The organism is Pseudomonas sp. WC2 (assembly GCF_050586545.1).
In the GTDB taxonomy this organism is placed as follows: domain Bacteria; phylum Pseudomonadota; class Gammaproteobacteria; order Pseudomonadales; family Pseudomonadaceae; genus Aquipseudomonas.
Genome location: NZ_JBOBDR010000003.1, coordinates 352,653 through 365,071 on the forward strand (window position 1 = coordinate 352,653; position 12,419 = coordinate 365,071).

Annotated in this window: 14 protein-coding genes and 1 pseudogene; 10 read left to right on the forward strand and 5 right to left on the reverse strand. The window is 60.6% G+C overall.

Annotation, left to right across the window (positions count from 1 at the left end; all coding sequences use genetic code 11):
• Window positions 1–8: 8 nt before the first annotated feature.
• The 7 genes and pseudogenes from ACQ4OE_RS05530 to ACQ4OE_RS05560 all read left to right on the forward strand — a co-directional run.
• Window positions 9–170: pseudogene (locus ACQ4OE_RS05530) on the forward strand (rubredoxin); the annotation flags it as partial.
• On the forward strand, window positions 159–1,409 hold the full coding sequence (locus tag ACQ4OE_RS05535) for an FAD-dependent oxidoreductase (RefSeq protein WP_430946052.1): 1,251 nt from the start codon (window positions 159–161) through the stop codon (window positions 1,407–1,409). The pseudogene ACQ4OE_RS05530 and the gene ACQ4OE_RS05535, both read left to right, overlap by 12 nt.
• Before the next feature lie 10 nt (window positions 1,410–1,419).
• The gene (locus ACQ4OE_RS05540) at window positions 1,420–2,751 is read left to right on the forward strand and encodes an NAD(P)/FAD-dependent oxidoreductase (RefSeq protein ID WP_430946022.1); all 1,332 of its coding nucleotides are present in this window, start codon (window positions 1,420–1,422) and stop codon (window positions 2,749–2,751) included.
• Window positions 2,748–3,116, forward strand: coding sequence for an ethanolamine utilization protein EutQ (locus ACQ4OE_RS05545; RefSeq protein ID WP_430946023.1), 369 nt, complete (start codon window positions 2,748–2,750; stop codon window positions 3,114–3,116). The genes ACQ4OE_RS05540 and ACQ4OE_RS05545 overlap by 4 nt, the downstream gene beginning before the upstream one ends.
• Before the next feature lie 60 nt (window positions 3,117–3,176).
• Window positions 3,177–4,073 (forward strand): aromatic amino acid DMT transporter YddG, encoded by an 897-nt coding sequence (gene yddG / locus ACQ4OE_RS05550; RefSeq protein WP_430946024.1) that lies wholly within the window; start codon window positions 3,177–3,179, stop codon window positions 4,071–4,073.
• Between the two features lie 91 nt (window positions 4,074–4,164).
• Entirely contained in the window at window positions 4,165–4,998 is an 834-nt protein-coding gene (locus ACQ4OE_RS05555; protein ID WP_430946025.1) for an oxidoreductase, read from the forward strand.
• Window positions 4,999–5,009: 11 nt separating this feature from the next.
• Entirely contained in the window at window positions 5,010–5,948 is a 939-nt protein-coding gene (locus ACQ4OE_RS05560) for an AraC family transcriptional regulator N-terminal domain-containing protein (RefSeq protein WP_430946026.1), read from the forward strand.
• A gap of 5 nt (window positions 5,949–5,953) precedes the next feature.
• Here the strand turns inward: ACQ4OE_RS05560 and ACQ4OE_RS05565 are convergent, their stop codons facing one another.
• The 3 genes from ACQ4OE_RS05565 to ACQ4OE_RS05575 all read right to left on the reverse strand — a co-directional run bounded on the left by ACQ4OE_RS05565 (window position 5,954) and on the right by ACQ4OE_RS05575 (window position 7,494).
• Window positions 5,954–6,166: a DUF2945 domain-containing protein gene (locus ACQ4OE_RS05565; protein ID WP_430946027.1), complete on the reverse strand. Its 213-nt coding sequence runs from the start codon at window positions 6,164–6,166 to the stop codon at window positions 5,954–5,956.
• A 29-nt stretch (window positions 6,167–6,195) separates the two neighbouring features.
• On the reverse strand, window positions 6,196–6,396 hold the full coding sequence (locus ACQ4OE_RS05570) for a hypothetical protein (RefSeq protein ID WP_122595533.1): 201 nt from the start codon (window positions 6,394–6,396) through the stop codon (window positions 6,196–6,198).
• Between the two features lie 171 nt (window positions 6,397–6,567).
• Window positions 6,568–7,494 carry a Gfo/Idh/MocA family protein gene (locus tag ACQ4OE_RS05575; protein ID WP_430946028.1) on the reverse strand — a complete coding sequence of 309 codons (927 nt, stop codon included), beginning with the start codon at window positions 7,492–7,494 and terminating at the stop codon, window positions 6,568–6,570.
• Between the two features lie 188 nt (window positions 7,495–7,682).
• On the opposite strand from ACQ4OE_RS05575, the gene ACQ4OE_RS05580 reads away from it, so the two are divergent.
• Entirely contained in the window at window positions 7,683–8,732 is a 1,050-nt protein-coding gene (locus ACQ4OE_RS05580; RefSeq protein WP_122595531.1) for an NAD(P)-dependent alcohol dehydrogenase, read from the forward strand.
• A 67-nt stretch (window positions 8,733–8,799) separates the two neighbouring features.
• Here ACQ4OE_RS05580 and ycaC read toward each other — a convergent pair whose 3' ends face one another.
• Both ycaC and ACQ4OE_RS05590 read right to left on the reverse strand, forming a co-directional pair.
• Window positions 8,800–9,432 carry an isochorismate family cysteine hydrolase YcaC gene (gene ycaC / locus ACQ4OE_RS05585; protein WP_122595530.1) on the reverse strand — a complete coding sequence of 211 codons (633 nt, stop codon included), beginning with the start codon at window positions 9,430–9,432 and terminating at the stop codon, window positions 8,800–8,802.
• Window positions 9,433–9,590: 158 nt separating this feature from the next.
• On the reverse strand, window positions 9,591–10,175 hold the full coding sequence (locus ACQ4OE_RS05590; protein ID WP_430946029.1) for a TetR/AcrR family transcriptional regulator: 585 nt from the start codon (window positions 10,173–10,175) through the stop codon (window positions 9,591–9,593).
• Between the two features lie 212 nt (window positions 10,176–10,387).
• Here ACQ4OE_RS05590 and ACQ4OE_RS05595 point away from each other — a divergent pair, with 212 nt between their 5' ends.
• Window positions 10,388–11,065: a type 1 glutamine amidotransferase domain-containing protein gene (locus tag ACQ4OE_RS05595; RefSeq protein ID WP_430946030.1), complete on the forward strand. Its 678-nt coding sequence runs from the start codon at window positions 10,388–10,390 to the stop codon at window positions 11,063–11,065.
• 103 nt (window positions 11,066–11,168) lie between these two features.
• Window positions 11,169–12,293, forward strand: a complete 1,125-nt coding sequence (locus tag ACQ4OE_RS05600) for an alkene reductase (protein ID WP_430946031.1) — start codon at window positions 11,169–11,171, stop codon at window positions 12,291–12,293.
• Window positions 12,294–12,419 lie beyond the last annotated feature (126 nt).

A 12,419-nucleotide genomic window follows, 5' to 3' on the forward strand; every position in this document is an offset into this window, starting at 1 on the left:
ACTGAACCATGAAAAAGTGGCTGTGCATTATCTGCGGGTTGATCTACGACGAAGCCCTCGGCTGGCCCGAGGACGGCATCCTCGCCGGTACCCGGTGGGAAGATGTGCCCGAAGACTGGCTGTGCCCGGAGTGCAAGGTCGGTAAAAGTGATTTCGAGATGATCGAGATCAGTGAAGGCCCGGCTCCGGTCGTCGCCGTCGGCGTCAAACCGGTGATCGCGCCCGCCGTCGCACCAAAACCCTTGGCCGCTATTGCCGGCCCTGTGGTGATCATCGGCAGCGGTCATGCCGGTTATGGTTTGGCAGCTGCGCTGCGCAAGCAGGATCCGAACATTGACATTCGCGTGCTGACCCGTGAGTGCGGGCATGTGTACTCGAAACCGGGTCTCTCGATTGCTCTGGCTCAAGGGCGCAGTGCGGCAGCCCTGGCCAGTGAGAGTCCGTTGGCCATCGAGCAGCGCTTGGGCATTCGCATTTACCCGCACTGCCATGTCGAGCGCATTGACGTGCAGTCACGACGCCTGCACACCAATCTCGGCGAGATGAGTTACGGCCAATTGGTGCTGGCCAGCGGTGCGGCGCCAATTCGCATCCCGGTCGAGGGCGATGCGCAGGCCATGGTCAGCGTCAACAACCTCGCCGATTACCAGGCCTTCCGTACGCAACTCGAAGGCGTGCGGCGCATCGCTATTCTCGGTGATGGACTGATCGGCTGCGAGTTTGCCAACGACCTGGCCAGCAGTGGCTACGAGGTACATGTCATCGGCCTGGGCACGTGGCCGATGGAGCGCCTGTTGCCGCAAGCGGCCGGTGAGCATCTGCAAAAGGCCCTGACCGATCTGGGCGTGCAATGGAGTTTGGCAACCACTTTGCAGCGCATCGATCGCCGTAAAGATGGCTTCAACCTAAGCCTGGCCAACGGTGAAAAGCATCAGGCTGATCTGGTGTTGTCGGCAGTCGGCCTGCGCCCCAACCATGATCTGGCTATGGCCAGCGGCGTGGAGTGCGGACGCGGGATCAAGGTCGACGACTATCTGCAGACGTCCGCACCGGGAATTTATGCCTTGGGTGACTGCATCGAGATAAACGGGCAACTGCTGCCGTATCTGGCGCCGATCAATCAGGGCATCGAGGCCTTGGCCCGCACCCTGTTGGGCCAACCGACCGCCGTGCGTTATCCGCTGATGCCGGTGACGGTGAAAACCCCGGCGGCGCCGTTGTGCCTGCTGCCGGTGCCGTTCGATTGCACAGGCGAATGGCGCATCGAACCGACTGCCGACGGCATGAGCGCGGCGTTTCACGACGACGCCGGTGCCCTGCGCGCCTTTGCCCTGCTCGGTCGGCAGGCACAGCAACAACGCAGCGTTTGGCTGCAGAACTGCCAACTCGCTCAATCCAACGTGGCCTGAGAACAACAATATGAACAACCGCGCTATTCACCTGCCACACGATGACCAGGACTGCGGCTGGTACGCCGCCCTGCCCGCGCCCGCCGCGCCACGCCGGTTGACGGGTCGGCAACAGGTCGACTACGCCGTGATCGGCGCCGGTTTCGCCGGACTGGCCGCCGCCCGCCAACTCGCCGAACACCAGCCCGATGCGCGCATTGTGCTGGTCGATGCTCAGCGTGTCGGTTATGGCGCGTCGGGACGCAACTCGGGTTTCGTCATCGACTTGCCGCACAAAATGGCCTTGGAACATCCCGATCCCGCGCACAAGCAGCGCCTGCTCGGCCTCAACCGTTCCGCCATCGCCCAGTTGCAGCGCTTGATCGGGGAACACCGGATCAACTGCCAATGGTCCCACGCCGGTAAATACCAGGGTGCAGTCGGTGCGCGCGGCCTGGCGTATCTCGAGCATTTCGAACACTTGATGCGCGAACTCGGCGAGCCGTTTCGCAGTGTCGAGGGTCATGAACTGGCCAACGTTCTCGGCACTCGCCATTACAGCCGTGCGGTGTACACGCCGGGCAGCTATCTGATGCAACCGGCGGCGTTGGTGCGCGGTTTGGCTGATTCGTTGCCGGGCAACGTCGAGTTGCTCGAAGAATCGCCGATTCAGGGTTTGCAACGTGACGCTCAAGGCCAATGGCTGTTGCAAGGTCGCGAAGGGCAAATCCGCACGCCGCGCCTGTTGTTGGGGACGAGCATTTTCACCCAGGAATTCGGCTATCTGCGCAGCCGTCTGTTGCCGGTGATGACGTTTGCCAGTTGGACCCGCCCGCTGACGCAGGCCGAAATGGACGCCATCGGCATCCAGGCAGACTGGGGCCTGACGCCGGCCGACCATGCTGGCACCACGGTGCGCATGACCCAGGATCGCCGTTTGATGATCCGCAACACCTACAAGCATGTGCCGCGCTACGGCAAAAGCGTCAGTGACAGCACTCGCCAAGAGATCCGCGCCGGGCATCGCAAGGCGCTGGTGTCGCGCTATCCGCAACTGGCCAACGTTGAATTCACCCACACCTGGGGTGGCGTCTACGCGATCTCGCGCAACTTCACCAACTTCTTCGGTGAGCTGGAAGACGGTGTCTACGCGACCGCTTGCGACAACGGTGTCGGTGCTGCGTGGGGCACGGTGTCGGGGACGCTGCTGGCAGATCTGGCCGTCGGCGCCGACTCGCAATCGCTGAGCGATATTCGCAATGTCACCGGCATGCCGTCGCGCAATCCGCCCGAGCCGTTACTCGGGATGGGCGTCCGCACTCGCATCCGCCTGGCCGCGTGGAACAGCCGGAGCGAACTGTGAGCAGCGCCTCTGGAAAAGGCCCAGTGCGGCGGATCGACCATCGCGACCTCGACTTCGTTCATCGCGGCGGCCCGCCCGGCGGCGCGATGGTTGCTCGCGCGCTGAGCAACGAAGTCTCGCCGAATCTCGGCGTCGGCTTCGCTCGCTGGGAAGGCGCCGAGGTCAGCTGGACTTTGCTCTATGACGAAGTCATCTTTGTCATCGAAGGCTGCTTCGAGCTTAAGGCCAACGGCGAGCATCATCGGGTCGAACCCGGACAGATGCTGTGGATTCCCGAAGGCACCGAGCTCGTTTACGGCGGCCATGCATTGTTTGGCTACGTGGTTTATCCGGGAGACTGGAAACAACGACACGGTTTGAGCTGAAAGTGTGGCGCTGCCTGATCAGCCAGCGCAGTGAACAAACCGTCGCGATAGAGAACGTTGATGTCAGTCAGAAGTGAGCGAGGCGCCACAGCCTGTGGCTTGTTGGCGATCCTGTTGTGGAGCACCGCCGCTGCCCTGATCCGCAGCGTCAGCGAGATGTTCGGCCCTCTGGGTGGTTCGGCGCTGATCTATTCTCTCGGTGCCGTGATGCTCGTGGCCCTGCTCGGCCGACCGCGACTGCGCGCGACCTCGTGGCGTTATCTGATCTGGGGCAGCGCGCTGTTTGTTGCCTATGAAGTGTGCCTGTCTCTCGCGCTGGGTTTTGCCAGTAACCGCCATCAGGCGATCGAGTTGGGCGTGGTCAATTACCTGTGGCCCTGCCTGACCGTGCTGTTGGCAATTGTCATGAACGGGCAAAAGGCGCGCTGGATGATTGTGCCGGGGACCGCGCTGGCATTGTTCGGGATTGTCTGGGTGGTCAGTGGCAATGGCCTTTCCGTTGATTCGATTGTGGCCAACGTTCAATCCAATCCATTGAGCTACAGCCTGGCGTTGGCCTGCGCAATCACGTTTGCGTTGTACTGCAACATCACTCGACGCTATGCGGGCGGACAAAATCTGGTGGTGTTGTTTTTCGCTCTGACTGCGCTTGTGCTATGGGGCAAATACGCGTTGAGCAACGAAGTTCTGCCTGCTTTCAACCTGCGCAACAGCCTGGAATTGATTGCCGCAAGTACCGCCATGGCCGGTGGTTACGCGCTGTGGAACATCGGCATTCTGCGCGGCAACCTCACCCTGCTTGCCACCGCCTCGTATTCGGCTCCGGTGTTGTCCTCGGCATTTGCCGCGGTGTGGCTGGGCGCGGCGCTGAACCTACAGTTCTGGCAAGGGGCGGTGTTGGTGACCGTAGGCTCGCTGTTGTGTTGGTGGGCCACGCGAGAACGCCACAGCGCCTGATAGGAATAGGCAAGGCTCGAAGACGAACCGGCATAGGTGCGCCGTATGCAGATCGCTACCATGGCTCCACACCTGAGCTTGGGAGATTGTCATGAGTCGCAGCAAAACCCTGTTCATCACCGGCGCGAGCAGCGGCTTTGGCCATGCTCTGGCCAAAGAAGCGCTTGCTACCGGGCACCGCGTCATCGGCACCGTGCGCAACGAAGCCGATTTGCGAAGCGTTCAGTCACTTTCCCCCGATAACGCCTACGCAGTCATGCTCGATGTCACCGACGTCCAGCGCATCGACAGCGTCGTCGCCCAAGTGGAAGCGACGCACGGCCCGGTCGATGTGCTGGTCAACAACGCCGGTTACGGTCACGAAGGCATTTTCGAAGAATCGCCGCTGGAGGACATGCGCCGTCAGTTCGACGTCAATGTGTTCGGCGCGGTCGCCGTGACCAAGGCCTTCCTGCCCTACTTCCGCCAGCGTCGCGCCGGCCACATTCTCAACATCACATCCATGGGCGGCACCATCACGATGCCCGGCATCGCCTATTACTGCGGCAGCAAATTTGCGCTTGAAGGGATCTCAGATACCCTGAGCAAAGAGCTGAGGCCCTTCAATATCTTCGTCACGGCGGTGGCGCCCGGCTCGTTTCGCACCGACTGGGCCGGGCGTTCGATGCAACGCACTGCGCGCAGCATTGCCGATTACGACGCCAGTTTTGACCCGATCCGCCAAGCCCGGGAAGCGAAAAGCGGCAAGCAGCTCGGCGACCCGCAAAAGGCTGCGCGAGCGATGCTGCAGATTATCGCCAGCCCCGCGCCGCCCGCCCATCTGCTGCTCGGCAGCGATGCGTTGGCGCTGGTGCGTGACCGACTGCAACAGGCGCTCGACGAGATTGATCAATGGCAAGCGCTGAGCCGCTCCACCGATCACTGAGAGAGGAAGCAATGACGCAGGCCGATGCCAGCACCGCGCGCATGGTGCACTTGATGGAAACCCTCGCCCCGGTCGAGGGCTACAACCTCAGCGCGCTCGATGATGTGCGTTTCCTGCGTTCGAATCGACCGCTGACCCGCACCCCGGTGCTCTACGACCCCGGCATCGTCATCCTCTGCCAGGGTCGCAAGCGCGGTTATCTGGGTGAAGACACTTACGTCTACGACGCCCAGCATTATCTTGTCGTGTCGGTGCCGATTCCGTTCACCATGGAAACGGACGCCACGGCTGCCGAGCCGATGCTCGCGATTTACATGCACCTGGATTTCCAGTTGGCCAGCGAGTTGATGCTGCAAGTCGATGAGGTGCATGGCCCCAGCGACGCCGAGCCCAAAGGCATGTACGCCTCGCCGATGGACGATTCGCTGCGCGCCACGACCTTGCGTTTTCTTGAGGCGATGAGCGTGGCCGGTGAGGCGCAGATCCTCGGGCCGGCGCTGGTGCGCGAGATTTATTACCGCATTCTCACCGGCGAGCAAGGCGGATCAATGCGCGCCGCGCTGCATCGTCAGGGGCATTTCGGCAAGGTGAGCCGGGCGATCCGCAAGATTCACAGCTGCTATCAGCAGCGCCTCGACGTCGAACAACTCGCCCACGAAGCGAGCATGAGCGTGCCGAGTTTTCACCTGCATTTTCGCAGCGTGACCGACACTTCGCCGATGCAATATTTGAAGTCGACCCGTTTGCATCAAGCGCGCCTGCTGATGCTGCGCCAAGCCATAAGCGCCTCGGCGGCGGCGTTCGACGTCGGCTATGAAAGTGCCTCGCAATTCAGTCGCGAGTTCAAACGCTTTTTTGGCCGGACGCCGCAGGCGGAAATTGAATGGATGAAGGCGACGTATGCTTTACCGGCGCCAGCCAAGCCATCCGAGTTCGTTTCGTCGCATTAGATCGGTCATTTTGCGCGATGAAGCGCGGCGCCGTGGTGCATCGCCAGATGCCCGGTCTTGTCACTTTTGACTTCGTACTGCGGATCATCCTTGGAAGCCGGCCGATGGCGGCCCATGAACTCGACATCCCGGGTATGCACTTTGACAACCTTGCCGCGAATCTCGCCGGCCTCGCTGTTCCAGTGAACCGCGTCGCCGACCTTGAATGACGTGGTCATGGCTTGCCCCTCACACTTGTTCAGTCCAGTCATTGCGACTCAGGATGCTCGCTCGACACCGAGTTGTTGGCCTCTACATCCGTCATGTCTTCATCGACCGGCGACTCATCGTCGGCAGGCAATGGAGCCTCGGGGGCATCCCGTTTCGGATCATGCCCCGTCTCATTGTCGGTGGTGCGGGTAACGTCTTGCTGTGAGCGGTTGCCCGGTGCATTTTCATCGATGTCCATGCTTGCTGCTCCGTACGGGTACACGGGAAATCCGTGCCTAAACGTGAGAGACGACCGCGCAGCGCAAGTGCCGGGCACTGGACGAACGGTGTACAAACGAAAAAGCCTGCCGTTAAGGGCAGGCTTTCGCTGGGCGACCCAAATCACTGGGCCGGGACAGCCGAACACCCTCTAATCGTAAAACGCCTCAACCGAGACTCGGCTGCCGACAAAAAAACTGTCCGCGACCAAACGCAACGGTTGCACATCGACGTCGCTGGTCTTCTCGCCAATCAACTGCTGGAAATGCCGGTACACCGCCGCGTACTCGCCCTCCTCGGCAACGGTCTGGCGCACCCCGTCGATGCTCAACAGCGCGCCACCGTTGTCCAGGCGCAACGTGCCTTCGGCGCAGCGAATCTGGATACTCCAGAGTTCGTCGTGGCCATGGTCGAAATCGAATTCGGCACGCACGTCGATAAGGCGTGGGTCAGACATTTTGATCGAGGCAGCAATCGGCGACTGGCAGTTGCTCGGCACGCGCAATTCCGCCGATTCGACGAAAAGCGGCAGCGCCAGCAAATGGGTGACGATCGACAAGGCATTGATGCCCGGATCGAAAACGCCGAGGCCGCCGGGTTGCCAGATCCACGCTTGCCCCGGGTGCCACTTGCGCACGTCTTCTTTCCAGTCGATCTGCACGCTCTGCAGTGTCCGCGTGGCCAGCCAGTCGCGGGCGGCCGCGATGCCCGGCGCGTAGCGCGAATGCCAGGCGAACAAGGCGCTGACGCCCTGCTCCGCCGCTTGATCCACCAGCGCCAGCGCTTCCCCCAGGGTCGCGCACGGCGGCTTTTCCACCAACACATGTTTGCCCGCCGCCAGCGCTTGTTGCACCAAGGCGAAGCGGCCTTGTGGCGGCGTGCAGAAGGCAATCGCGTCAACCGGCGGGCCGTTCTCCAGCAACTCGCCCAACGACTGAAAGTTTTCTACACCCGGGCAAGGCTTGCCCTGGGTGGCGACAGACACCAGCGTAAACGCCGGATTGGCGTTGATCGCCGGCACATGTTGATCCTGGGCAATCTTGCCGTAGCCCACCAGACCGAGACGAATCGGTTGCATCAATGACTCCGTTTTTATCTTGTTTTAGTCAGCGAGTCGGCAGATTAACGGCAAACACCGCGGGCGTCTGTCAACGCAACGTCACAACCGCTCACAGGATCAGGCAAGGATTGCACAGGAATGCACTATTTCGCTGGCGGGCAGAACAGCAAGAATGGCAACACGACCAACCGATTGAGGATGTTCCCATGCTTGTACAAGCCTACGGTGCCCACGCTGGCGACAAACCGCTTGAGCCGATGCAGATCACCCGCCGCGCCCCGGCCGCCCACGATGTGCAGATCGATATCGCCTTCTGCGGCATCTGCCATTCGGATCTGCATCAGGTGCGCGCCGAATGGGCCGGCACCCAATTCCCCTGCGTACCGGGCCACGAAATCGTCGGTCGCGTCTCGGCCGTCGGCGCCCATGTCGCCGATTACAAAGTCGGTGATCTGGTCGGCGTCGGTTGCATCGTCGACAGCTGCAAACACTGCGACGACTGCGAATCGGGTCTGGAAAACTACTGCGACGGCATGATCGGCACCTACAACTTTCCGACCCCGGACGCGCCGGGCTGGACGCTGGGCGGCTATTCACAAAACATTGTCGTGCACGAGCGCTACGTGCTGCGTATCGGTCATCCCGAAGCGCAACTGGCCGCCGTTGCGCCGCTGTTGTGTGCGGGCATCACCACCTACTCGCCACTGCGTCACTGGAATGCAGGCCCGGGCAAAAAAGTCGGCGTAGTCGGCATCGGTGGCCTCGGTCACATGGGCATCAAACTGGCCCACGCCATGGGTGCGCATGTGGTGGCCTTCACCACTTCAGAATCCAAGCGCGAAGCGGCTAAAGCACTGGGCGCCGACGAAGTTGTGGTGTCGCGCAATGCCGAAGAAATGGCCGCGCACGCCAAGACATTCGACTTGATCCTCAACACTGTCGCTGCGCCACACGACCTCGACGCTTTTCTCGTGCTGCTCAAACGCGACGGCGCCTTGACCCTGGTCGGCGCGCCAGCCACTTCGCACCCATCGCCGAACGTGTTCAACCTGATCATGAAGCGCCGCACGATTGCCGGCTCGATGATCGGCGGCATTCCCGAGACTCAGGAAATGCTCGATTTCTGTGCCAAGCACGGCATCGTTTCCGACATCGAATTGATCCGCGCCGATCAGATCAACGACGCCTACGAACGTATGCTCAAGGGCGATGTGAAATATCGCTTCGTGATCGATAACGCGACGCTGGCAGGCTAAACAGCAATCGCGGAAAAACGAAAAGCCTGCTTTTCAGGGCAGGCTTTTTCGTTTGCATCGCGTCGGCTTACTTTTGCTGAGCCGTCAGCGCCGAGTAGCTGTTCATCAGATTGCGGTAGTTCGGGATACGCTGCGACAGCAGATTGCCCAAGCCTTCAATGTCGTTGCGCCAGTCGCGGTGCAACTCACACGCCACCGAGAACCAGTTCATCAGCTGTGCGCCAGCCTGGGTCATGCGGCTCCACGCGGCTTGTTGCACAGTGGTGTTGAAGGTGCCGGATGCATCGGTCACCACAAACACCTCAAACCCTTCCGCCAGCGCCGACAAGGTCGGGAACGCTACGCACACATCCGTGACCACACCGGCAATGATGATCTGCTTGCGGCCGGTGGCTTTGATCGCTTTGACGAAATCTTCGTTATCCCAAGCGTTGATCTGACCTGGGCGAGCAATGTACGGCGCGTCCGGGAACATCTCTTTCAGCTCCGGCACCAGCGGACCGTTCGGGCCTTGCTCGAAACTGGTGGTGAGGATGGTCGGCAAGTTGAAGAACTTGGCCAGATCAGCCAAGGCCAGCACGTTGTTCTTGAACTCGTTTGGCGAGAAGTCCTGCACCAGCGAAATCAAACCGGTCTGGTGATCGACCAGCAGCACGATGGCGTCGTCTTTGTTCAAGCGGTTGTAAGTTGGAGTGGTCATGGTCTGCGTCCCTTTTCGATGTTGGAGTGTGTTGTTGCGTTCAAGTTGGACACAGATTACTGACGCATCGAAAAGGGATAAATCGGCTGGAATGTGTTTCACCGTCCACTCAGACAGGACAATGATGCGCGGTTGTAGGGAATACCCGAGGGATCAGCTCAAACGCCTAAAAGCTGCTTCGTCATCGCCATCGAAGTCTCAAGCGACTGCCCGGTGCGCTGCAGCTTGTTCAGCAAACTCGCGCCCAGCCACAGCTGATACAGGGTTTCCGCCAGATGCCGGGCGTCGCCTTGAGGCAGGTTGTTTTCGGCCTGGCCTTGCTCGATGCACAGGGTAATGCGCGCCACCACTTGCTCGGCGCCATCGCGCAACGTCAGGCGCATCGACTCCGACAGGTCGGCCACTTCAGCGCTGAGCTTGACCACCAGACACTCATCGCCATGCCCTTCGAGGGTGCAGCGGTTCTGCCAGCCCTGCCAGTAATCCATCAGCCGCTCGTAGGCGCTCAACCCCGGCAGCGTCAGGCGCCGCTCCATGTCGGCGAGGTAGCTAACGAAGTAATCCGCGAGCAAGGCCTGGCCGTACAGCTCTTTGGATTTGAAGTAGTGATAGAACGAGCCTTTGGGCACGCCGGCGGTTTGCAGGATTTCGTTGAGGCCGACGCTGGTGAAGCCTTTCTCGGCCATCATCCGGTGGCCGGTGTCGAGCAAATGTTGGCGGGTGTCGTCGTAGGTCGGTTTCATGGGGCGCACATTACCAGGCAATAGACCAGTCGTATATTTCGAGGAACGGAAGTTTGCCACACCTGTCGATGAAAAACCCCAGGATAAAAAATTACTAGACGACTGGTCTAATTGGAATCTATGCTGCGCCCCGACAAACGTATTCTGACCGGTGTGGCCGATGTGCGAATCCTTCGCTCCTTCGAAGACACCCGCTCCAAACAAGGTGCTCTATGAAAATCTTGATGGTTCTGACTTCCCACGATCAACTCGGCGACACCGGCAAGAAAACCGGCTTCTGGCTGGAAGAGTTCGCCGCGCCCTACTACGCCTTCAAGGACGCCGGCGCCGATGTGACCCTGGTCTCTCCGGCCGGTGGCCAACCGCCGCTGGACCCGAAAAGCGATGAGCCCGATGCCCAGACTGCCGAGACCGATCGCTTCCGCAAGGATCCGGCCGCGCAACAGGCACTGGCCAACACCGGTCGCCTGGCCGACGTTAGCGCTGATGGCTTCGATGCCGTGTTTTACCCAGGTGGCCACGGTCCGCTGTGGGATCTGGCCGAAGACAAGCAATCGATCGCCTTGATCGAAGCCTTTGACCGCGCCAACAAGCCACACGGTTTTGTCTGCCATGCACCGGGTGTGTTGCGTCACGCTCTTAAAGCCGACGGCAACCCACTGGTGCAGCATCGTCAGGTGACCGGTTTCACCAACGCCGAAGAAGCTGCCGTCGGCCTGACCGATGTGGTGCCGTTCCTGATCGAGGACGAGTTCCAGCGTCTCGGCGGCCATTACTCGAAAGTCGCTGACTGGCAGGTTCATGTGGTTGCTGACGGGCAATTGGTCACTGGCCAGAATCCTGCCAGCTCCGCGGCTGTCGCCAAAAAGCTGCTGGAAATGCTCGGCTGAAACCCTCGCACAACCCTCTGAACGCCGGGCGCGTATTGCTCGGCGTTATTTTTTCGCTCAATAAATAGTCGACTGGTCTAATAAACCACAGACAAGGTAACCCATGACCCACAGCCCTTTTTTCACACCCGCCACTTTGGGCAACCACACCCTGAAAAACCGCATTGTCCTGCCGCCCCTTACGCGCCAGCGCAGCACTCAACCGGGCAACATCGCCAACGAGTTGATGGCCGAGTATTACCAACAGCGCGCCGGCGCCGGTTTGCTGGTCACCGAAGGCACGCAGATCGAGCCTCGTGGCCAGGGTTACGCGTGGACGCCGGGCATTCATACGCCGGAGCAAATCGCCGGATGGCGCAAAGTCACCGAGGCTGTCCATGCCGTCGACGGTGTGATTTTCGCTCAGCTCTGGCACGTGGGCCGCGTCTCCCACACCGCGTTGCAGCCGGGTGGCGCCGCTCCCGTGTCCGCCTCCGCCGTGGCCACTGACCGTGTCAGCGTGTTCATCGAAACCGCGCCCGGCGCCGGTGAACTGGTCCCGCCGTCGGCCCCTCGTGCACTGAGCACCGATGAAGTTCAGAAGCTGGTTCAGCTGTACATCCAGGCGGCACGCAACGCGATGGACGCCGGCTTCGACGGCATCGAATTGCATTGTGCCAACGGCTATCTGGTCAACCAGTTCATCTCTGCCCACAGCAATTTGCGCACCGATCAATACGGTGGTTCGCTGCAAAACCGTCTGCGCTTTTTGAAAGAAGTGGTCGCTGGCGTGGCTGAGTGCATCGGCAAGGAAAAAGTCGGCGTGCGTTTCGCTCCGCTGTTCACCACCACCGATGAAGCGCGGACTTATCTGGGCATGGTCGAGGAAGATCCGCATACCACCTACATCGAAGCGATCAAAGTGCTGCAGGACGTCGGCATCGCTTATCTGTCCATCGCCGAAGCCGATTGGGACAACGCGCCGGCGATGCCGCAAACGTTTCGTCAGGCAGTGCGCGACACCTTCAGCGGCGCGATCATTTATGCCGGGCGTTACACCGCGGAATCCGGTGCGCAACTGCTTGAGTCGGGGCTGGCGGACCTGGTCGCTTTCGGTCGCCCGTTCATGGCCAACCCCGATCTGCCGGCACGCATTGCCAATGACTGGCCGCTAAATGCACTGAACCCGGCCACCGTGTACGGCGGCAATGCCGAGGGCTATGTGGATTACCCGGTTTATCCCGGTTAAACGTTAAACATCTCTTCTAAAACAGCCAGCGCACCTGGAACCTCAGGCGCGCTGGCTGTGCTTTTATATCGATCTCACGCACAAAAACCTATACACCAACTACAATCTGTACAACTATCCGGACTT

What these genes read in the sequence shown, in the direction of transcription:
- ACQ4OE_RS05535 (WP_430946052.1), top strand. Translation starts at nt 159, where the DNA reads ATGATCGAGATCAGTGAAGGCCCGGCTCCGGTCGTCGCCGTCGGCGTC.
- ACQ4OE_RS05540 (WP_430946022.1), top strand. Translation starts at nt 1,420, where the DNA reads ATGAACAACCGCGCTATTCACCTGCCACACGATGACCAGGACTGCGGC.
- yddG (WP_430946024.1), top strand. Translation starts at nt 3,177, where the DNA reads ATGTCAGTCAGAAGTGAGCGAGGCGCCACAGCCTGTGGCTTGTTGGCG.
- ACQ4OE_RS05555 (WP_430946025.1), top strand. Translation starts at nt 4,165, where the DNA reads ATGAGTCGCAGCAAAACCCTGTTCATCACCGGCGCGAGCAGCGGCTTT.
- ACQ4OE_RS05560 (WP_430946026.1), top strand. Translation starts at nt 5,010, where the DNA reads ATGACGCAGGCCGATGCCAGCACCGCGCGCATGGTGCACTTGATGGAA.
- ACQ4OE_RS05565 (WP_430946027.1), bottom strand. Translation starts at nt 6,166, where the DNA reads ATGACCACGTCATTCAAGGTCGGCGACGCGGTTCACTGGAACAGCGAG.
- ACQ4OE_RS05570 (WP_122595533.1), bottom strand. Translation starts at nt 6,396, where the DNA reads ATGGACATCGATGAAAATGCACCGGGCAACCGCTCACAGCAAGACGTT.
- ACQ4OE_RS05575 (WP_430946028.1), bottom strand. Translation starts at nt 7,494, where the DNA reads ATGCAACCGATTCGTCTCGGTCTGGTGGGCTACGGCAAGATTGCCCAG.
- ACQ4OE_RS05580 (WP_122595531.1), top strand. Translation starts at nt 7,683, where the DNA reads ATGCTTGTACAAGCCTACGGTGCCCACGCTGGCGACAAACCGCTTGAG.
- ycaC (WP_122595530.1), bottom strand. Translation starts at nt 9,432, where the DNA reads ATGACCACTCCAACTTACAACCGCTTGAACAAAGACGACGCCATCGTG.
- ACQ4OE_RS05590 (WP_430946029.1), bottom strand. Translation starts at nt 10,175, where the DNA reads ATGAAACCGACCTACGACGACACCCGCCAACATTTGCTCGACACCGGC.
- ACQ4OE_RS05595 (WP_430946030.1), top strand. Translation starts at nt 10,388, where the DNA reads ATGAAAATCTTGATGGTTCTGACTTCCCACGATCAACTCGGCGACACC.
- ACQ4OE_RS05600 (WP_430946031.1), top strand. Translation starts at nt 11,169, where the DNA reads ATGACCCACAGCCCTTTTTTCACACCCGCCACTTTGGGCAACCACACC.